19 protein-coding genes are annotated in these 22,056 nt (G+C 42.3%); all 19 read left to right on the plus strand.

From position 1 onward, the window contains the following. The first annotated feature begins 4 nt into the window (after window positions 1–4). Complete coding sequence (gene infB, locus BAA9072_RS06235; protein ID WP_201713824.1) at window positions 5–2,176, plus strand: translation initiation factor IF-2; 2,172 nt, start codon at window positions 5–7, stop codon at window positions 2,174–2,176. Further along, a complete protein-coding gene (locus BAA9072_RS06240; protein WP_201713825.1) occupies window positions 2,173–2,451 on the plus strand; it encodes a DUF503 domain-containing protein in 279 nt (92 codons plus the stop codon). The genes infB and BAA9072_RS06240 overlap by 4 nt, the downstream gene beginning before the upstream one ends. A 53-nt stretch (window positions 2,452–2,504) precedes the next feature. Next, on the plus strand, window positions 2,505–2,873 hold the full coding sequence (gene rbfA / locus BAA9072_RS06245; RefSeq protein ID WP_060669663.1) for a 30S ribosome-binding factor RbfA: 369 nt from the start codon (window positions 2,505–2,507) through the stop codon (window positions 2,871–2,873). A gap of 100 nt (window positions 2,874–2,973) precedes the next feature. Then, a complete protein-coding gene (truB, locus tag BAA9072_RS06250; RefSeq protein ID WP_201713826.1) occupies window positions 2,974–3,882 on the plus strand; it encodes a tRNA pseudouridine(55) synthase TruB in 909 nt (302 codons plus the stop codon). An 18-nt stretch (window positions 3,883–3,900) separates the two neighbouring features. Beyond that, window positions 3,901–4,851 (plus strand): bifunctional riboflavin kinase/FAD synthetase, encoded by a 951-nt coding sequence (gene ribF, locus BAA9072_RS06255; RefSeq protein ID WP_201713827.1) that lies wholly within the window; start codon window positions 3,901–3,903, stop codon window positions 4,849–4,851. Between the two features lie 135 nt (window positions 4,852–4,986). Then, window positions 4,987–5,256, plus strand: a complete 270-nt coding sequence (gene rpsO, locus BAA9072_RS06260) for a 30S ribosomal protein S15 (RefSeq protein ID WP_034760125.1) — start codon at window positions 4,987–4,989, stop codon at window positions 5,254–5,256. 344 nt (window positions 5,257–5,600) lie between these two features. Beyond that, complete coding sequence (gene pnp, locus BAA9072_RS06265; RefSeq protein WP_201713828.1) at window positions 5,601–7,724, plus strand: polyribonucleotide nucleotidyltransferase; 2,124 nt, start codon at window positions 5,601–5,603, stop codon at window positions 7,722–7,724. Between the two features lie 553 nt (window positions 7,725–8,277). Beyond that, entirely contained in the window at window positions 8,278–9,282 is a 1,005-nt protein-coding gene (locus BAA9072_RS06270) for a polysaccharide deacetylase family protein (protein WP_201713829.1), read from the plus strand. Between the two features lie 28 nt (window positions 9,283–9,310). Further along, window positions 9,311–10,552 (plus strand): M16 family metallopeptidase, encoded by a 1,242-nt coding sequence (locus BAA9072_RS06275; RefSeq protein WP_201713830.1) that lies wholly within the window; start codon window positions 9,311–9,313, stop codon window positions 10,550–10,552. Between the two features lie 121 nt (window positions 10,553–10,673). Continuing rightward, a complete protein-coding gene (locus BAA9072_RS06280) occupies window positions 10,674–10,910 on the plus strand; it encodes a YlmC/YmxH family sporulation protein (protein ID WP_201713831.1) in 237 nt (78 codons plus the stop codon). 173 nt (window positions 10,911–11,083) lie between these two features. Then, window positions 11,084–11,986 (plus strand): dipicolinic acid synthetase subunit A, encoded by a 903-nt coding sequence (gene dpaA, locus BAA9072_RS06285; protein WP_201713832.1) that lies wholly within the window; start codon window positions 11,084–11,086, stop codon window positions 11,984–11,986. Beyond that, entirely contained in the window at window positions 11,983–12,576 is a 594-nt protein-coding gene (gene dpaB / locus BAA9072_RS06290) for a dipicolinate synthase subunit B (protein ID WP_230980775.1), read from the plus strand. Before dpaA ends, dpaB begins: the two co-directional genes overlap by 4 nt. A 205-nt stretch (window positions 12,577–12,781) precedes the next feature. After that, on the plus strand, window positions 12,782–13,828 hold the full coding sequence (gene asd / locus BAA9072_RS06295; protein ID WP_201714047.1) for an aspartate-semialdehyde dehydrogenase: 1,047 nt from the start codon (window positions 12,782–12,784) through the stop codon (window positions 13,826–13,828). Window positions 13,829–13,920: 92 nt separating this feature from the next. Then, the gene (gene dapG / locus BAA9072_RS06300; RefSeq protein ID WP_201713833.1) at window positions 13,921–15,159 is read left to right on the plus strand and encodes an aspartate kinase; all 1,239 of its coding nucleotides are present in this window, start codon (window positions 13,921–13,923) and stop codon (window positions 15,157–15,159) included. Window positions 15,160–15,181: 22 nt separating this feature from the next. After that, a complete protein-coding gene (dapA, locus tag BAA9072_RS06305) occupies window positions 15,182–16,054 on the plus strand; it encodes a 4-hydroxy-tetrahydrodipicolinate synthase (RefSeq protein ID WP_269139918.1) in 873 nt (290 codons plus the stop codon). A gap of 336 nt (window positions 16,055–16,390) precedes the next feature. Beyond that, window positions 16,391–18,058, plus strand: coding sequence for a ribonuclease J (locus BAA9072_RS06310; protein WP_201713835.1), 1,668 nt, complete (start codon window positions 16,391–16,393; stop codon window positions 18,056–18,058). A 145-nt stretch (window positions 18,059–18,203) separates the two neighbouring features. Beyond that, window positions 18,204–18,938 carry a ClpP family protease gene (locus BAA9072_RS06315; RefSeq protein ID WP_201714048.1) on the plus strand — a complete coding sequence of 245 codons (735 nt, stop codon included), beginning with the start codon at window positions 18,204–18,206 and terminating at the stop codon, window positions 18,936–18,938. Continuing rightward, a complete protein-coding gene (locus BAA9072_RS06320) occupies window positions 18,935–19,141 on the plus strand; it encodes a YlzJ-like family protein (protein WP_201713836.1) in 207 nt (68 codons plus the stop codon). Before BAA9072_RS06315 ends, BAA9072_RS06320 begins: the two co-directional genes overlap by 4 nt. A gap of 178 nt (window positions 19,142–19,319) precedes the next feature. Next, window positions 19,320–21,680 (plus strand): DNA translocase FtsK, encoded by a 2,361-nt coding sequence (locus tag BAA9072_RS06325; protein ID WP_201713837.1) that lies wholly within the window; start codon window positions 19,320–19,322, stop codon window positions 21,678–21,680. Window positions 21,681–22,056 lie beyond the last annotated feature (376 nt).

Below are 22,056 nucleotides of genomic sequence, written 5' to 3' on the forward strand. Positions count from 1 at the left end.
ACATATGAGCAAGATGCGTGTATATGAATATGCAAAAAAATATAATGTTTCAAGTAAAGATGTAATCGAAAAATTAAAGCAACTGAATATTGAGGTATCAAACCATATGGCAACTATAGAAGACGACGCAGTAACGAAATTAGACGCGATGTACAAAGGTGATTCAAAAGGGCAAGGGAATAAAGCTGTCCAAAAAGACTCCAAAACAACTGCATCCAAGTCAGAGGAAGCTCCAAACAAGGAGAAAGTAAAAACAGCACCGAAAAGTCGTGAAGGTAAGAAACACGAACAACAGCACCAATCAAAGGAGAAGAAGGTCTTCAATAATAACAACAACAAAAACAAAAACAACAAACAAAATAAGCAGAACAAAAATTTCAGACAGGCACCTCAGCAGCAACAGCCTGTAAAGAAAAAAGAGCTTCCTTCCAAAATTACGTTCTCAGAGTCTTTAACAGTTTCAGAACTTGCCAAAAAACTTCATAAAGAGCCTTCTGAAATCATAAAAAAATTATTCATGCTTGGTATCATGGCAACAATCAACCAGGAGTTGGATAAAGACTCAATCGAATTGATTGCAGGTGAATACGGGGTCGAAGTGGAAGAAGAAATTAAAGTGGATGCTACCGATCTCGAAGTGTACTTCACTGAAGATACAGAAGAACAAGTTGAAGAACGTCCTTCTGTTGTTACCATAATGGGTCACGTTGACCATGGTAAAACTACGCTTCTTGACTCAATCCGTAATACGAAGGTGACCGCAGGGGAAGCTGGAGGTATCACTCAGCATATCGGTGCTTATCAAGTTGAAGTGGATGGAAAGAAAATCACATTCCTTGATACTCCCGGGCATGCTGCCTTTACAACAATGCGTGCACGTGGTGCCAAGGTTACGGACATTGCGATTATCGTTGTAGCTGCTGACGATGGTGTCATGCCTCAAACGGTCGAAGCAATCAATCATGCGAAAGCCGCTGAAGTACCGATCATCATTGCGGTTAATAAGATGGATAAAGAAGCTGCCAATCCAGATCGAGTGATGCAGGAGTTGACGGAATATGAATTAGTTCCTGAAGCATGGGGGGGAGACACGATCTTCGTACCATTATCCGCATTGTCTGGAGAAGGAATCGACAATTTACTTGAAATGATCGTACTTGTAAGTGAAGTGGAAGAGCTTAAAGCCAATCCAAATCGTCTTGCACAAGGAACGGTTATTGAAGCTCAATTGGATAAAGGCCGTGGATCTGTTGCCACTTTACTCGTTCAAAATGGAACGCTGAAAGTAGGGGATCCCATCGTAGTAGGAAATACATTCGGGCGTGTACGTGCTATGGTCAATGACCTTGGACGTCGTGTGAAAGAAGCCGGTCCTTCTGCACCTGTTGAAATCACGGGATTGAATGATGTTCCACAAGCAGGGGATCGATTCGTCGTATTTGAAGATGAGAAGACAGCACGTTCTGTTGGTGAATCACGTGCATCCCAGGCTCTTCAAGCCCAGCGTGGAGAAAAGTCCAAAGTAAGCCTTGAAAACCTGTTCGAACAAATGAAACAGGGTGAAATGAAGGACCTTAACCTTGTGCTTAAAGCGGATGTTCAAGGATCGGTTGAAGCCCTGGCAGCTTCATTGATGAAGATTGAAGTGGAAGGTGTAAATATCCGAATCATCCACACCGGTGTGGGCGCGATCAATGAATCGGATATTACACTGGCGTCAGCTTCTAATGCCATTGTCATCGGCTTTAATGTACGGCCTGATGTAAATGCAAAACGTACTGCCGAAGCAGAAGGTGTGGAAATTCGATTACACCGCATTATCTATAAGGTAATGGAAGAAATCGAAGCAGCTATGCAAGGAATGCTTGATCCTGAATTCGAAGAAAAAATCATTGGTCAGGCAGAAGTCCGTCAAACATTTAAAGTGTCTAAAGTCGGTACAATTGCGGGAAGCTATGTAACAGAAGGTAAAATTTCACGTGATAGCGGAGTTCGTCTCATTCGCGACGGAATTGTTATCTTTGAGGGCGAACTGGATGCCCTTAAACGCTTTAAGGATGATGCGAAAGACGTAGCAAAAGGGTACGAGTGTGGAATTACGATCAAGAACTTCAATGATGTGAAGGAAGGCGACGTCATCGAAGCCTTCATCATGGAAGAAATCACACGTAAATGATCACATATGTTGAATGTGAGTGCATGATTTATGACTCTCACTCATTAAAAGAAAAGCGGGCTGTCCTGCAGAGGATCCTGTCACGACTTAAACAAAAATTTAATGTATCTGTTGCTGAAATCGGACATCAGGATGTATGGCAACGCACAATGATTGCCATCGTCGTCGTCGCTTCCTCCAAAGGAGCGAGTGAAAGAGAGATCGAACATGCATTGAAGTTCATAGATTCTTTTCCTGAGTGGGAACGACTTGAAACCCAAATCGAGTCATTATAATGAACGGCTTATATCAACGTATAACCATTAACGAAATATAAGAGGTGATATTGATGAGCCATCGTGCGAATCGTGTTAGCGAGCAAATGAAGAAAGAGCTCAGCGATATTATCGGACGAAAAATAAAGGATCCACGCATTGGCTTTGTAACGGTTACAGATGTACAAGTATCCGGTGACTTACAACAGGCAAAAGTGTATATTACCGTTCTGGGTGGAGAAGACCAAAGAGAAAACACTCTTAAAGGTCTCGCGAAGGCAAAAGGATTCATCCGTTCTGAAGTAGGGCAGAGAATTCGTCTTCGTAAAACACCTGAAATTATTTTTGAGTTTGATGAATCGATTGATTATGGTAACCATATTGAATCTTTGCTAAGAAAAGTTCAAGATGAACCAGAAGAGTCTAAAGATACAGAAGAGTAACATGAAAGGGCTGATCCGGACGGAAGTACAATTCCTTAGGATCAGCTCTTTGTGTTTTCTATGTTTAACATCCAACAATGCATACCTGGAGGTAATGAAAATGAATGGAATCCTGCCCTTGTGGAAGCCACGGGGAATGACGTCCCATGATTGCATCTTTAAGTTGAGAAAACTCCTCAGAACGAAAAAGGTTGGCCATACCGGCACGCTGGACCCGGAAGTCTCAGGTGTCCTGCCCGTGTGTATTGGAAGAGCAACCAAAATAGCGGAATATATTACCGCATCCGGAAAGACTTATGAAGGAGAGGTTACCTTTGGATTTTCCACTACAACAGAAGACGCTTGGGGGGAGAAGGTTGAAGAAAAAAAAGTGGACCGGGTAATAACGAGAGTGGAGGTTGAGGAGGTCCTTCAACGTTTGACAGGAGACATCACCCAGACACCACCAATGTTTTCAGCTGTAAAAGTGAATGGAAAGCGATTATATGAATATGCAAGGCAGGGCATAGAAATTGAAAGACCATCAAGAACAGTTCATATCCAAAGGCTGCAATTACTTGAAAATTGGCATGAGTTAGACGGTGATTATCCTTCTTTTTCCTTTGAAGTGGTTTGTGGGAAAGGGACTTATGTTAGAACACTTGCTGTTGAAATCGGGAAAAGTCTGGGGTATCCTGCTCATATGTCCGCTCTTACACGGACGCAGTCAGCCAGTTTCAGAAAAGAAGATTGTTTCACTTTCGAACAAATTCAAGAATTCGTCTCGAATGAACGTCCACAAGACCTTCTTCTTCCACTGGAAATGGGGCTTTCTCATTTGCCGAAAATGACAATTAGTGATACATTAGCAGAGAAAGTGAAGAACGGAGCACGCTTAGAAGAGCCTGAGGATTGGCAGGATGGCCCCGAGGTAGTGATGGAACACCGAGGTAAGGTCATTGCCATCTATCAGCCGCATCCGGACAAGCCTGGGATTATCAAGCCTGTCAAAGTGCTTTTCAACGACTAGTGAAAAAGGTGAAATACTGTGAAAGTAATAACTGTACATCATCCCCATTCAATTAGTAAAAATGAGTTTCCACCCCTGGTACTAGCTCTCGGATATTTCGATGGAGTACATAAAGGACATCAAAGGGTGATCAGGTCAGCAGTAGAAAAAGCGGAAGAAATGGACATCAGCAGCGCAGTTATGACATTTGATCCTCACCCTTCCGTGGTTTTAGGTCATAAACATAAGCATATCCATTATATAACTCCTTTGGAAGATAAAATAGAAATCATAAAAGAACTCGGTGTGGATTATTTATTTATTGTCCGCTTCACATCAGAATTTGCAAGTTTGATCCCACAGGACTTCGTTGATCAATATATTATTGGGCTCAACGTAAGCCATGTAGTTGCAGGCTATGACTATTCCTACGGAAGATTAGGGAAGGGGACGATGGAGACCTTGCCATTCCATTCCAGGGGGATGTTTACTTCCACAACCATTCCCAAGCTGACAGACGATGATCTGGATTTGAAAGTGAGTTCTACATTTATAAGGGAAAGTCTTAAAGAAGGCGATGTAAATAGGGTGCACAACCTTCTTGGCAGACCTTATAAAATGAAAGGGACGGTCATTCACGGAGATAAAAGAGGGAGAAAAATCGGCTTCCCCACAGCTAATATTGAACTATCTGACGATTATCTGACACCCAGGGTAGGCGTCTATGCGGTGAGGATGAAAATTCATGATAAATGGTTCAATGGTGTATGTAATATCGGGTATAAGCCGACCTTTAAGAATCCAGACGACTATTCCCTTTCAATTGAAGTTCACCTTTTTGATTTTCAAACTTCCATATATGGAGAAGAAGTGTTCATTGAATGGTATGATAGAATCAGGGACGAGCAAAAGTTTGCCGGAATTGAGGAACTAATCTCTCAGATTCAGAAAGATAAGGACCATGCGATTCACTACTTTACGAAAATTTAAGGATTACACTTGATTTTTACTTGAAAGAGTAGTATTCTAAATAGCGTATGAAATGAACCTTTGCTTGGCATCTCGATTCACCAACGGCTGCTCAGTAACAGGGGATTTGAAAGAAATTATTAGGAGGTGAAAAGGATGGCTATCACTAAAGAGCGTAAAAACGAACTTATCAGTGAATACAAAGTACATGAGAACGATACTGGATCTCCAGAAGTTCAAATTGCTGTCCTAACTGAAGAAATTAACAACCTGAACGATCACTTACGCGTTCACAAGAAAGATCACCACTCTCGTCGCGGTCTTCTTAAAATGGTAGGTCACCGTCGTAATCTATTATCTTACTTACGTAAGAAAGATGTACAACGCTACCGTGAGTTAATTAACAAATTAGGTTTACGTCGATAAACAGACAAGGAAGCGGGATTATGTCCCGCTTTTTCTTTAGCTTTCATAAGTGGAAATCTTTGTATGATCCTCCACATCTTTTTATACATTTTCATCATTTAACGTATTCATTTTTCTCGTTTTTGTCTAAAATACATAATATGTATACTGAGTGGGTGGCACACCATCGTTAATGGGTCAAGCATCCGCAGTGATACAACATCCTGTATTTACATAGTCAGCAGGGATTCAAATCAAACGAATATAACAGCGCATATGTGCATGATATAGATTATTTTTTATGTTTATCAGGGTTGGGTACAGGCCGAACCTTTTAGTGATATATAAAGAGAGGGGTACACTTTATGGAACAAACTAAACAAACCTTTTCCATCGAATGGGCCGGAAGAGAATTGACGGTCGAAGTTGGCCAATTTGCCAAACAAGCGAATGGAGCGGTAATGGTACGTTATGGAGATACTGCGGTACTTAGCAGTGCAACAGCTTCGAAAGAGCCAAAACCTTTGGATTTCTTCCCATTAACCGTTAACTATGAAGAGAGATTATATGCAGTGGGTAAAATCCCTGGAGGATTCATTAAACGTGAGGGGCGCCCGAGTGAGAAAGCCATCCTTGCGAGCCGCTTAATAGATCGTCCCATCCGTCCATTGTTCGCAGATGGATTCCGTAATGAAGTACAAGTAATCAGCATTGTGATGAGTGTAGATCAAAATTGTTCATCCGAAATGGCTGCTATGTTTGGTTCTTCATTAGCGCTATCTGTTTCGGATATTCCGTTCGAAGGTCCGATTGCAGGAGTCATTGTTGGTCTAGTTGATGGGGAATTCATCATCAACCCTTCTGTCGAGCAATTGGAGAAGAGTGAGATTCATTTATCTGTAGCTGGTACGAAAGATGCCATTAATATGGTAGAAGCGGGAGCAGATGAGGTTCCGGAAGAGACAATGCTTGAAGCGATCATGTTCGGTCATGAAGAAATTAAGCGTCTGGTAGCTTTCCAGGAAGAAATCGTCGCTAAAGTCGGTAAAGAAAAATCTGCTATTCAACTTGTTGAATTGGATCAAGACGTTGAAGCAGAGGTTCGTTCCATATGTGAAAGTGAATTAATTCCTGCCATTCAAGTTCAGGAAAAACATGCACGTGAAGAAGCAATTGGAACTGTTAAAGATAAAGTGATGGCCGTTTATGAAGAAGAGAAGGAAGCCGATGAAGCTACCTTGAAACAAGTGAAAAAAGTATTGGATATGCTTGTGAAAAATGAAGTTCGCCGACTGATCACAGAAGATAAAGTACGCCCTGATGGCCGTAAAGTTGACGAAATCCGTCCACTGTCTTCAGAGGTCGGTTTATTGCCAAGAACTCATGGCTCTGGACTGTTCACACGTGGACAAACCCAGGCGCTGAGTATTTGTACACTGGGTGCTTTAGGAGATGTTCAGGTGCTTGATGGCCTGGGAATCGAAGAATCAAAACGATTCATGCACCACTATAATTTCCCTCAGTTCAGTGTTGGGTCCACAGGACCGATCAGAGGACCGGGTCGTCGTGAAATTGGACACGGGGCATTGGGTGAGAAGGCTCTGGATCCAATTATTCCAAACGAAAAAGATTTCCCTTATACAATCCGACTTGTATCGGAAGTACTCGAATCAAACGGTTCAACTTCTCAAGCAAGTATTTGTGCAAGTACCCTTGCAATGATGGATGCCGGTGTCCCGATTAAAGCGCCTGTAGCCGGGATTGCAATGGGTCTGATCAAGTCAGGTGAAAACTATTCCATCCTGACAGATATTCAAGGGATGGAAGATCACCTTGGTGACATGGACTTTAAAGTAGCCGGAACTTCTAAAGGTGTAACCGCTCTTCAAATGGATATCAAAATTGATGGATTATCCCGTGAAATTCTTGAAGAAGCACTTCAACAAGCTAAAAAGGGAAGAATGCAGATTCTTGATAGCATGTTAGCAACAATCGGTGAAGCTAGAACGAGCCTGTCCCAATACGCTCCAAAAATCCTGACCATGCATATTAATCCTGATAAAATCCGCGATGTCATTGGACCAAGTGGTAAGCAGATCAATAAGATTATTGACGAAACAGGCGTTAAGATTGATATTGAGCAGGACGGAACGATCTTCATCTCATCTACTGATGAAGAGATGAATAAAGTAGCTAAGAAAACGATTGAAGATATCGTAAGAGAAGTTGAAGCTGGGCAAATGTATCTTGGAAAAGTGAAACGAATTGAGAAATTCGGTGCATTTGTAGAAATCTTCAGCGGTAAAGATGGACTTGTCCATATTTCAGAACTTGCAGAAGAACGTATCCGCAAGGTGGAAGATGTAGTGGCGATCGGTGACGAGATCCTTGTGAAGGTTCTGGACATCGATAATCAAGGAAGAGTCAACTTGTCACGAAAAGCAGTTCTTAAGGAACAGCGCGAAAAGGAAGAACAAAACCAGGGTTAATCTTTTAAGATTGGCAGGCTGTCCTGTAGGGAGTATACTCTCCTCCGGGACGGTTTTTTTTATCTGTGCCGCCGTTAACTTTACCATATGCTCGTCGCCTCTGGTCAAAGCCCCTCCGCTTTTGTGTCATCCAGCTGCGGGGCTTAGAGGCTCGAGGTCATATGTCAAAGAGATCAAAAAGGCAAAAGAAGCCTTTCCGATCTCTTCGTCATATGCTTGTCGCCTCTGGTCAAAGCCCCTTCGCTTTTGTGTCATCCAGCTGTGGGGCTTAGAGGCTCGAGGTCATATGTCAAAGAGATCAAAAAGGCAAAAGACGCCTTTCCGATCTCTTCGTCATATGCTTGTCGCCTCTGGTCAAAGCCCCTTCGCTTTTGTGTCATCCAGCTGCGGGGCTTAGAGGCTCGAGGTCATATGTCAAAGAGATCAAAAAGGCAAAAGAAGCCTTTCCGATCTCTTCGTCATATGCTTGTCGCCTCTGATCAAAGCCCCTCCGCTTTTGTTCTACTAAGTCCTCTTCCCTCATATGTTTTTAGGAGAAGGAAGGTGGACAGGTATGGAAAAAAAATACTTGATTGGAATTGGTCTAATTGCTATTCTGACTTTAGTAGTGGTAGAAAATCCTTTATCTGATCAGTACGTGACTGGGTTAAAACAAGATGCAATTGAAGTGAACGGGGTAAGTGAGCCTACCAACCTATCCCGTATGATAAAAGAGGAAGCGAAATTGAGAGAGATCCCAGCACAGGATGCTGTGATAGATACAATTTGGAAAGCTACACCGGGATATAATGGCTTAAAAGTAGATGTAGAAGCGTCACTACAAAATATGAAGAAAGAAAAATCTTTTAATGAAGATAAGCTTGTTTACAAACAAATCCCTCCTGAGAAGCATTTGCCTGATCTGCCGGCTTCCCCTGTCTATAGGGGGAACCCTGATAAGCCGATGGTGTCCTTTATTATAAATGTTGCGTGGGGGAATGAATACATCCCTGATATGCTGGCAACTTTGAAAAAGCACCAGGTATATGCTACGTTCTTTCTAGAGGGGAGATGGGTAAAGAATAACCCGGACTTGGCGAAGATGATCGTGGATGCCGGACATGAGGTTGGGAATCATTCCTATTCTCACCCGGATATGAAAACGTTGGAATCAGCTAAGGTAAGAGAAGAATTGAAAAAGACGAATGAAATGATAGAAGTGACCACTGGTGAGAAAGTGAAGTGGTTTGCTCCGCCAAGTGGCAGTTACCGGGATGAAGTAGTGAATATCGCAGATGAAATGCATATGCGAACGATCATGTGGAGTGTCGATACGATTGATTGGCAAAAGCCACAACCTAATGTGTTAATCGAGCGTGTGATGGGAAAAGTGCACAAGGGAGCTATTGTGCTCATGCACCCTACTGCTTCAACGGCAAACTCATTGAATTCGTTGATCCTTCAGATTAAAGAAAAAAATTTAAGACTTGGTACGATCTCAAGCTTAGTGAAAGAAGAGAGAATCGTAGAAGAAGCCGATAATTCGTCACAACAAGGAAATAATAAGATGAAGCAGTAACTTTGCATCATGAATAGGAGGAGCTTTCTTGATTAAGAAATACACATGCCATAATGGACTGCGAATCGTGTTGGAAGAAATTCCACACGTTCGCTCCGTAGCAATTGGGGTCTGGATTGGAACCGGCTCACGTAATGAAACAGAACAAAATAACGGAATATCCCATTTTCTGGAACATATGTTTTTTAAGGGAACAAAGACCAAAACGGCGCGTGAAATAGCAGAGTCCTTCGACAGCATCGGCGGACAGGTCAATGCATTTACCTCAAAGGAATATACATGCTATTATGCAAAAGTATTGGACAATCATGCGGATTACGCATTACATACCCTTTCAGATATGTTTTTTAATTCCACTTACGTAGAAGAGGAATTAGGTAAGGAAAAAAATGTAGTGTATGAAGAAATTAAAATGTATGAAGATACACCAGACGATATCGTTCACGATTTACTCAGTAAGGCAATATATGAAGAACATCCACTTGGCTATCCGATCCTTGGAACGGAAGAAACACTGGATTCATTCAACCAGGCTAAATTAAAAGAATACATGCATCACATGTATACGCCTGATCAAGTAGTAGTATCTGTCGCAGGTAATGTGGATGAATCATTCATAAAAGAGGTTGAAAAGTTGTTCGGTTCTTATGAAGGCGGGAAAGGACCAGAAGATCGGATCAAGCCGGCATTTCATAATAATAAGCTTGCCCGTAAGAAAGATACGGAACAAGCGCATCTATGCTTAGGCTTCGATGGACTTGAGATCGGTCATCCGGACATCTACAACCTTATCGTACTTAATAATGTGTTGGGCGGCAGTATGTCATCCCGTCTGTTTCAAGAAGTACGGGAGCAGAGAGGACTCGCCTACTCGGTATTTTCTTATCACTCCGCATACGAAGACAGCGGCATGATGACCATTTATGGGGGGACGGGGGCAAATCAATTAGATCAATTATTTGATACGGTATACAGTACACTGCAGGCCCTTAAGGCAGAAGGTATTACGTCTAAAGAATTGCTTAACAGTAAGGAGCAATTAAAGGGAAATCTTATGTTGAGTTTGGAGAGTACCAATAGCCGCATGAGCAGGAACGGAAAGAATGAACTTCTGCTGAAACGACACCGGACCCTGGATGAAATCGTCGAAGAAATTGATGGAGTAACAATGGAGAAAGTCAATCGATTGGCGCTTGACATCTTTACAGAGGATTATGCTGCATCACTGATCAGCCCGGATGGGAATCTGCCTCAAAATATGAAAAAGTGAATGTGAAAAGCAGACCTTCAGAAGGTCTGCTTTCTTTATGGAACTTAAAAGTTTTTCTTCTAAAAAAAGTGGACAGTAAGTATACATTGTACTAAACAGCTTTTTTAGGGAGGTTATCTGCATGAGATTAAGTGAATTAAGCGGGAAAGAAATCGTTGATTATAAAAAAGCGGAACGTCTTGGCATTCTGGGACAGACTGATCTTGAATTTAATGATAAGTCAGGCAGTATTAGTGCACTAATTATACCGACCGGGAAATGGCTGAGAAAGCAAAGTGGAGAAATCTGGGTGCCCTGGCATCAAATCAGGACAATCGGTGCAGACATGATCATTCTCGAAGTATCCGATGATGAATAAATAAATCATGGCACCAAAACGAAAACGGGTCTTTACCCGTTTTTTTTTTTGCATTTTTTCTCAAACAATCATTCCCTGCTTTTCTTCTCACCCATTGGGGATGTGCAACATACACTGTTGAAGTGAAAAGGGATTTAGAATAGCGATTATGTAAAAAGTAGGTGAAATCAGTGATGCTGACCGGAATGCAGATCGCAGTTCTAGGCGGAGATGCTCGTCAACTTGAGATTATTCGGAAGCTTACGGAGTTGGATGCCAAAATATCTCTCGTAGGTTTTGAACAATTAGATCATGCCTTTACAGGAGCTACGAAGGAAAAACTTGATGAAGTGGATTTTTCGATGATAGATGCCATTATCTTACCTGTACCCGGCACGAATCTACAAGGAGAGATAGATACGATTTTTTCCAATGAAAAAATCATGTTAACCGAAGAAATTGTATCTGAAACGCCAGAGCACTGTACGATCTATTCAGGAATTAGTAATGCGTACTTGGATCAAATTATGTCTTCAACGAACCGTAAACTTGTTCAGTTGTTTGAAAGAGACGACGTTGCCATCTATAATTCCATTCCTACAGTAGAGGGAACGATTATGATGGCTATTCAACATACAGACTTCACCATCCACGGATCTGACATCGTCATATTAGGTCTAGGGAGAGTGGGTATGAGTGTAGCTAGAACATTTCATCATCTAGGCGGAAAGGTCAAAGTCGGAGTGCGTAAAAGTGAACATCTGGCACGGGTGACCGAAATGGGGTTAGTGCCATTCCACTTGGATGACTTGGAAAAAGAGGTTGAGAATTGTGATATTTGTATTAACACAATTCCAGTGCATATAGTGAAGGCTGCTGTCATAGCCAAAATGCCTGCCCATACATTAATTATTGATTTGGCTTCAAAGCCTGGTGGTACAGATTTTCGCTATGCTGAAAAGCGTGGGATTAAAGCGTTATTAGCTCCGGGTTTGCCAGGGATCGTGGCACCGAAAACCGCAGGACAGATCCTGGCGAATGTTCTTTGTCAATTATTAGAGGAAGATTTTGATTCAGGAAAGGAGAGTTCATCATGAGTGTGAAAGGAAAACGCATCGGGTTTGGTCTGACAGGGTCTCATTGTACGTATGATGCAGTATTCCCCGAAATCGAGCGATTAGTGAATAATGGAGCGGAAGTCATACCGATTGTAACATCAACCGTTATGAATACCGAAACAAGATTCGGTAAAGGAGAAGATTGGATCAAACGAATAGAAGACGTAACCGGTCATAGAGTAATCGATTCAATCGTCAAGGCAGAACCACTTGGTCCAAAAATTCCATTGGATTGCATGGTCATTGCACCTCTTACTGGAAATTCAATGAGTAAGTTTGCCAATGCCATGACCGATTCCCCTGTATTAATGGCGGCTAAAGCAACTATACGTAACCATCGTCCAGTAGTGCTCGGTATTTCCACAAATGATGCCCTTGGATTGAATGGTGTGAATCTGATGCGGTTAATTTCGACAAAGGATATATATTTTATACCTTTTGGGCAGGATGCCCCAGAAGCTAAACCGAAATCGATGGTGGCCAGAATGACGTTAATTCAGGAAACGGTCGAAGCGGCGATGGAAGGAAGGCAGCTTCAACCTGTCGTTATCGAAAGATATTTAGATTAATACTTGAAGAAGGTCATCGCCTTGTCAATTTCAGATGACCTTCTTTTCATGCAGATAGAACCAGATACCTGAAATGAACGAACCCCAGAAAAAATATTCCTATTGTCGAATAATTGTTTATGTTAAAATATTCTTTATTATAGTAATAGACTAAATTAATTACCTATTGTACTATGAAAATATTGACTGGTTGGAAGGAGAGAAGATTTTGAATACATCGGGATTTCATGTAGCTGTTGTGGGTGCCACCGGTGCCGTTGGACAGCAAATGCTACAAACATTAGAAAAAAGGGATTTTCCAATAAAACATTTGACCTTATTATCGTCAGCACGTTCTGCAGGATCCACAGTTATGTTTAGAGGGAAAGAATGGACGGTTGAAGAAGCGAAGCCTGAAAGTTTTGAAGGAGTCGATATCGCTTTATTTAGCGCAGGTGGAAGTGTATCCAAACTTCTAGCTCCAGAAGCCGTAAAACGCGGGGCGGTCGTTGTCGACAATACGAGTGCGTATCGTATGGATCCGGATGTTCCTCTCGTTGTACCGGAAGTGAATGAAGAAGACATAAAGAATCACAAGGGAATTATTGCCAACCCTAACTGTTCGACGATACAAATGGTTGCGGCATTAGAACCGATCCGCAAGCAATTCGGCTTGCAGAAAGTAATCGTATCTACTTATCAAGCTGTCTCAGGTGCCGGTGCCGTTGCGATTGATGAACTACATGCGCAGTCACAAGCCATATTGTCCGGGGAATCATTTGAGCCTGGTGTCTTACCTGTTAAAGGGGACAAAAAACATTATCAAATTGCTTATAATGCCATTCCTCAAATTGATACTTTTCAGGACAATGGCTTTACGTATGAAGAAATGAAAATGATCAACGAAACAAAAAAGATCATGCATATGCCTTCTTTAAAAGTATCAGCAACATGTGTCAGATTACCCGTTGTAACAGGTCACTCCGAAAGTGTATATATTGAAGTTGAGAAGGATTCTGTATCAGTGAAGGATATTCATTCACTTCTTCAAAATGCACCCGGTGTAACTCTGGAAGACATCCCTGAAGAGCAGATCTATCCGATGCCTGCACATGCCGTTGGGAAACCGGATGTATTTGTAGGTCGCGTGCGAAAGGATCTTGATGAAGACAACGGCTTCCATATGTGGGTAGTGTCTGATAACTTACTGAAGGGAGCGGCTTGGAACTCAGTTCAAATCGCAGAAAGTTTAATGAAGCTTGATTTAATTTAGTAATGAAGAGGGATCATTCCAGCTGAAAATCTGAATAATTCCACTAATCGTCTTCTAGATACCTCTTGAACATATGACAATGAGGTGTAGTCATGAAAGTGATCGTTCAAAAATTTGGTGGAACTTCTGTACGTGATGAGGCAAGTCGTTTGAAGGCAATTGCCCACACGAAACAGGCAATAGAAAAAGGCTATAAAGTAGTGGTAGTCGTTTCAGCCATGGGTAGAAAAGGTGAACCATACGCTACAGATTCCTTATTAACATTAATCGGTGGCAGAAACACTTCAATCAGTAAACGGGAGCAGGACCTTTTATTGTCCTGTGGAGAAATCATTTCGAGTCTGGTATTTTCTAACATGCTTCTTGAGCAGGGAATCCGTTCAACTGCCCTTACCGGAGCCCAAGCAGGATTCCGGACCAACAATGATTTTAACAATGCAAAAATTATAGAAATGAAATGCAGCCGATTGGTAAAAGAACTGGAACACAATGATGCCGTAGTGGTTGCAGGCTTCCAGGGAGCGACGAAGGATGGGGACGTCACAACCATTGGAAGAGGAGGAAGCGATACCTCTGCATCTGCACTCGGAGTCGCATTAAAAGCAGACTACATCGATATTTTTACAGATGTGGAAGGCGTCATGACTGCCGACCCGCGTATTTCAACTAAAGCAAGACCCATAACAGTTGTTTCGTATAATGAAGTATGTAATATGGCATACCAGGGAGCAAAAGTAATACATCCCAGGGCGGTTGAGATAGCTATGAACTCAAATGTTCCCATACGGATTCGTTCAACCTACTCAACAGGTGAAGGCACTCTTGTGACGACATTGGAAAATACAAAAGCACATAAAGAGTTCAGGAGTCATCCAGTCACAGGGATCGCTCATGTATCCAACCTCACACAATTTAAAGTTTTCGCTAAGGAAGATCAGTATAATCTTCAAGCTGAGGTTTTTAAAGCAATGGCAAAAGAGGGAATAAGCGTTGATTTTATTAATATTTCCCCGAGGGGTGTCGTCTACACTGTAGGTTCATCAGTAGCGGAAGATGCAATCAAAGTTTTAAGAAAGATAGGACATAACCCCTTAGTAGAGTCAGAGTGCGCTAAAATTTCCGTAGTGGGAGCGGGTATGACGGGTGTCCCCGGTGTAACTTCTGCCATCGTTTCCTCCCTTTCCAACGAAGGGATTCGCATACTTCAGTCTGCAGATAGTCATACCACCATTTGGGTTCTGGTAAAGGAAATGGATATGATCAAAGCCATTAATGCACTCCATGATACGTTTCAATTACAAGAGAGAAATGCTACATTCAGAGTGGGATAAACATACGAGGAGAGTGACTAGATTGAATTTTGGCCGCGTTTCTACGGCGATGGTTACGCCATTCGACCGTAAAGGGAATATTGATTTTACTAAAACGACGCAAATAATTCAGTATCTGATCGATAATGGATCTGATTCGTTAGTAGTAGCGGGTACCACAGGGGAGTCGCCAACTTTAACGAAAGAAGAAAAGATTGCCCTATTCCGACATGTCGTGAAAGTAGTGGATGGGAGAATTCCAGTCATTGCCGGGACGGGAAGCAATAACACCCATGCTTCAATCGAACTTACCAAAAAGGCAGCGGAGACAGGTGTGGATGCCGTCATGCTCGTGGCACCGTATTATAATAAGCCGAGTCAGGAAGGAATGTATCAGCATTTTAAGGTGATTGCAGAATCAACTGCCTTACCTGTCATGCTGTATAATATTCCGGGCAGATCAAGCGTCAACGTGTCGCCTGAAACGATTATTCGTCTCTCAAAGGTTGCGAACATCGTGGCCGTTAAAGAAGCAAGTGGTGATCTGGATAGCATGACTGAAATCATTTCACATACGTCCGACGACTTTATGTTGTATAGTGGTGATGACGGGCTTACTTTACCGGTATTATCCATAGGGGGGGCAGGGATTGTGTCAGTTGCCTCCCATGTCATCGGGAATGAGATGCAGGAGATGGTTTCAGCCTTTTTAGGAGGAAACCTCTTACATGCATCACAAATGCATCAAAGGCTCCTTCCGATTATGAAAGGGCTGTTTACGAGTCCGAACCCAACCCCGGTCAAAACTGCTCTGCAGATGAGAGGACTTGATGTAGGCTCGGTTCGTCTCCCATTAATACCCTTGACAGAAGTCGAAAGAGCAAAACTTTCTCACTTGCTGGAAGGGTTATCTTAATACAGAACAACTGCTAAATCCAAAAGACTGTGAAGATATGTCCTTCACAGTCTTTTGTGTGTTTCTATCAATAAGGATTTTTTCGATGGGATTGTTGTGTAGAGACAATCAATAATGAAGACAATCCTGTCTTTCACTTGGAAGAGATATTATTCCTCAAAAGAAGAAGGATTTATTCTCCCAGTATCGAAATAGTAACGTAGAATAAATGATTGCAGTCTTTTTCCTAATCCTGATTAGGAAGGATATAATTGGTTGTACTCCCAAAATAGTATCAAGTATAATGGATATAACTGATTGAAGATCGGGGAAGGAACAGCATAGGAGGACATAATAGTGAGTAAGACAAAGAATGAGAGCATTAAGGTGATACCCCTCGGTGGAGTGGGAGAAATCGGTAAGAACATGTACGTGGTCGAAGTGGATCATGAAATATTCGTAATCGACGCAGGACTGATGTTTCCGGAGAACGAAATGCTGGGGATCGACATTGTCATCCCTGATATTCAATATTTAATTGAAAATAAAGACCGTGTAAAAGGAATCTTCCTGACTCATGGACACGAGGACAGCATCGGTGCGATATCGTATGTAGTAAGTAAGATCAAGGCTCCTGTTTACGGGACGCGTCTGACAAATGCCCTTGTAAGGGCCCGTTTGAAGGATGAAAATGTCAGGGAAGACGTGAAATTCTATACAGTTCACTCAGACAGCTACCTTACTTTTGACGGTGTGAATGTGACATTCTTTAAAACCACTCACAGCATTCCTGATTCCGTCGGCGTTTGCATACATACATCCGAAGGGGTTATCGTCCATACGGGTGAATTCAAATTTGATCAATCTGCCAAACATCTTTACCGCCCGGATTTAGGCAAGATGGCGCAAATCGGTGAGAAGGGTGTCCTTTGTCTGTTGTCTGACAGTAAAGAGGCGGAGAGACCCGGGTTTACAACATCAGAAGCTGTCATCGAACAACATATCACAGACTCCTTGCGTACAGCATCAGGGAGGGTGATCGTGGCGTGCTTCGCTTCTAACTTAATAAGGCTGCAGCAAGTGTTTGATGCGGCAGAACAGAATAACCGAAAAGTGGCTGTGGTTGGAAAGAGTTTGAAACGGGTGTATGATGTAGCCTTGAAACTCGGCTATCTTCATGTCCGGGATGAAATGATCATCGGAATAGACGAAATTGGTAATTACCCAAAAGATGAAATCCTCATCATCGCAACTGGAACCCAGGGCGAACCATTTGAGGCACTGCAACGAATGTCCAAGCGTTCCCACCGCCTTGTAAACATTGAAGAAGGTGACACGGTCCTCATAACGGCCACACCATCTACCGGCATGGAAGTGATTGTAGGAAGAACCATCGACATGCTTTATAGAGCCGGGGCAAATGTATTAACAGCAACAAAAAAAGTCCATGTTTCGGGTCATGGAAGTCAGGAAGACTTAAAATTCATGTTGAATATCATGAAACCTAAATATTTCATACCCATCCAGGGTGAATATAAGATGCTTGTAGCCCATACTCAGCTTGCTCATGATACAGGACTACCTTATAAGCAGATCTTCATTTTGGATAAAGGAGATGTTCTTCAGTACAAGGACGGCAAGATGAGAATGAGCGGCCGTGTACAGGCAGGGAATGTATTGATCGACGGAATCGGGGTTGGAGATGTAGGAAACATTGTCCTTCGTGATCGGAAATTATTATCAGAAGACGGTGTTTTTACCGTTGTCGTCACCATCAATCGCCGTTCCAAATCAATCATCGCCGGACCTGAAATCATCTCCCGGGGATTCGTATACGTAAGGGAATCCGAGGAATTGATTGAAGGAGCAGGAAGCATCGTGACGGATGTGGTCCATTCCTATTTGCAAAAGGGTTCATTTGAATGGACAGCCATCAAACAGGATATCCGGGATCAGCTGAATTATTATCTATTTAATAAAACTCGAAGAAGACCGATGATTTTACCGATTATCATGGAAGTATAAAGTTTGAGGCTATTTGTTAGAAGCAAATAGCCTCATATTTATTTGAACCTTAAAGAATAAAGTATGAAAACACTCCCATATTAAAATAATAACAAGAGAATGGGAATGAAAAGGAGATGTTTTCATGGAACAAAATCGTGAACATATGCAGGATGAGCCGAATAAAGGGCAGGATGATCAAAAAGACAAACCATCTGGATTAATGGAAAAGATTCAACAATTAGGTCAAACGAACGTTCCACAGCTTTCTCAAGACTCTAATATTCATTGCCTGACAATTGTAGGGCAGATAGAAGGACATATGCAGCTGCCTCCACAAAATAAAACAACAAAGTATGAACACGTCATTCCGCAGCTGGTAGCCATCGAACAAAATCCAAAAATTGAAGGTCTGGTGGTGATTTTGAATACGGTTGGGGGAGATGTAGAAGCAGGATTGGCCATTTCTGAAATGATCGCCTCATTATCTAAACCTACCGTATCTGTTGTGCTTGGAGGAGGGCACAGTATTGGTGTTCCTATTGCTGTTTCGTGTGACTTCTCTTACATCGCAAGTACGGCTACCATGACGATTCACCCTGTACGATTAACCGGTTTGGTTATCGGGGTACCTCAAACGTTTGAGTATCTCGATAAGATGCAGGAGCGGGTGGTCAGTTTTGTCACGAAACACAGCAATATCACAGAAGAGGATTTTAAAGACCTAATGTTTGCAAAAGGGAACCTCACCAGGGATATTGGTACCAATGTGGTGGGAGATGATGCAGTGGAATATGGATTGATCGATGGAATAGGTGGAATTGGAACGGCAATACGAAAGATCAATGAATTAATAGAGATGAAAAAACAGACCGATCAACAAGAGGGGCTGGTCCAATGATACTCTATACTGTGGTTCCAAATGATCTCGTGTTCCCTACAGATGGAAGTGAATTTAGCGGCCAAATGATGATGGACTACCAGGGGGTCCCCTTACTGGTTCAGCAGGAGGAGAACAATTATAGGATCATCAGAGTCATGAGCAGTGATCCCGCACATTACCTGAATGATCAAATATGCCCGGGGGAATTTATCAACAATTAAGTGCCAAAGAGGATTTTCCCGGAATAGTGTATATGATATAATATACAGTATAATGTTACGATAAGTTCATGGGAAGGGTCTGACACCTTAGGCACAATGAATGCCCCAAAGGATCAGCCCTTTCTTCATCTTTATGTACATAACTCAGGTAGACTTCAATAGAATTTAGGTGAATGGATTGGCAAAACGAAAAAAAAGAAAAAAACGTTCTCAAACCGGCTCTACATTAAAACAGACGATTAAATATGAGATTATTGGACTGATCCTCGCGGCATTAAGCTTAATTTCCATCATAGAGCTTGGCGCCGTGGGGAAAGCACTGGTATATTTTTATCGATTCTTCCTTGGGGAATGGTACATGATTGCCCTCCTATGGATGCTCTATGTAGCGGGCTACCTTATGATTAAGCGAGAGGTTCCTATGTTATTCAGCCGCAGACTGGTAGGCGTTTATATCATGATTGCAAGCTTCCTTCTTCTAAGTCATGTGAAATTATTCGATCTTCTTTCAAATGGTGGGTCATTCGCTAATCCAAGTGTCATCATGAATACATGGGATTTGTATTGGATGGATGTCAGTGGTGAAACGAGTACATCGGATCTGGGGGGAGGTATGATCGGGAGCGTTCTATTTGCCGTTTCTTACTTTCTCTTTGATTCACAAGGGGCAAGGATTGTGAGCGCAACCTTCATCATGATCGGCATCATTTTAGTGACTGGTAAGTCCTTAGGGGATGTGCTGGGAAGGGCGGGGAAGCGCTTCGGCTCATTCATGAGTGGGCAATGGTCAGCATTTAAGCAAGATATGAATGACTGGAAAGAAGAGCAATCTAAGAAAAAAGAGAACAAAGAGAAGAAAAAGCAAGAAGCACCGAAGAAATCTGAAGAAGCGGCTGAACCAATGATTCCTCAGGAAGAAGAAACGCGGGAACCGATCATCTCAAATTTCGCAGAGCGTGCATATGGCGTGCAGCCTAAAGAAACCTCCGTTTCATCAGGAGCTCGTGCTGCTGACGAAACGGATGATGTTCCAACAGAGAAAAAGTCGGATTCAGGAGGGGAAACGGATGCCGCCCCGCCAATTACCTTCACGGAAGTGGAAAATAAAGATTATAAGCTCCCCTCTATCTCTTTATTAAAGAGTCCAAGAAAAACGGATCAAAGTAATGAGTATCAATTGATACATGCCAATGCCGCAAAGCTTGAGAGAACGTTCCAGAGTTTCGGGGTAAAGGCAAAGGTGACACAAGTTCATCTCGGCCCTGCTGTTACTAAATATGAAGTACATCCCGATGTAGGAGTGAAAGTCAGCCGTATCGTCAACCTGAGTGACGACCTGGCATTAGCCCTTGCAGCGAAAGACATCCGGATTGAAGCTCCGATTCCGGGGAAATCTGCCATCGGTATAGAAGTTCCCAATTCAGAAGTAGCTATGGTATCCCTGAGGGAAGTTCTCGAAGCGAAGGAACAGAATAAACCCGATGCCAAACTGCAGATTGGTTTAGGGCGTGATATCACAGGTGAAGCGGTTCTGGCCGAACTGAATAAAATGCCTCACCTATTAGTTGCAGGTGCAACAGGAAGCGGGAAGAGCGTGTGTATCAACGGAATCATAACAAGTATTCTTATGAGAGCAAAACCCCATGAAGTAAAACTTATGATGATTGACCCGAAAATGGTGGAACTAAATGTATATAATGGAGTTCCCCATCTCCTGGCACCTGTTGTAACGGATGCGAAGAAAGCATCACAGGCTTTAAAGAAGGTTGTAAGTGAAATGGAGCGAAGGTATGAGCTGTTCTCTCATACTGGAACAAGAAATATTGAAGGCTACAACGATTACGTTAAAAGACAAAATATGGAAAATGAAGATAAACAGCCTCTCCTTCCATATATTGTTGTCATTGTAGACGAACTGGCCGACCTCATGATGGTTGCCTCGAGCGACGTGGAGGATGCCATTACAAGGCTTGCACAGATGGCACGTGCTGCCGGGATTCATCTTATCATTGCGACACAGCGTCCATCTGTAGATGTCATAACAGGGGTCATTAAAGCCAATATCCCGTCACGGATTGCCTTCGCAGTATCCTCCCAAACCGATTCCAGAACGATCTTGGATTCCGGTGGGGCTGAGAAACTATTGGGACGGGGGGATATGCTCTTCATGCCAGTTGGGGCATCCAAGCCAACAAGGGTGCAAGGGGCATTTTTATCAGATGAAGAAGTAGAAGAGATCGTTGATTTTGTCATCTCTCAACAAAAGGCACAATATCAGGAAGAAATGATTCCCGATGAAGTGCAGGAGAATGAGAAGTCAGGAGAAGCGGAGGACGAATTATATAATGATGCCGTCCAGTTAATTGCTGAAATGCAAACAGCATCCGTTTCTATGCTTCAGAGAAGGTTCAGGATCGGCTATACGAGAGCCGCAAGATTGATCGATGAAATGGAAGTAAGAGGGATCGTTGGCCCTTATGAAGGCAGCAAACCGAGAACAGTCTTGGTCGGCAAACCTTCTGAAGAGCAAAGCTCATAACAGAAGGTGTGTTACCCTATTCAAAACGAATGGGATAACACACCTTTTTTAGTGAGTGAGATTATAGGGTATTTCTATTTTTAATACGGATGAATGAAAGTGATACGAGTTTATCCACGAATGTGTTATACTATTAAAAGCGTTTACAAATGTAACGACTTTGTTTAATGGGTGTAAAGAATGATAACGTAAAACAGTCTGACTGTAAAAAAGTAGTTAAAATATCCCATGTAAACCCATACAGAGCTCTGTTTTTTTCTATTTTTTTACATAAATAGATTCTAAATTGTCATTCTAATCATTTTTTTCGACAAAATCACACAATGCTATTTATTTATCAAAAGAAAAGTGTTATAGTATTTTCGATTAGTAGGAA

Origin of the sequence: Rossellomorea arthrocnemi (genome assembly GCF_904424705.1) — a bacterium.
Taxonomy (GTDB): domain Bacteria; phylum Bacillota; class Bacilli; order Bacillales; family Bacillaceae_B; genus Rossellomorea; species Rossellomorea arthrocnemi.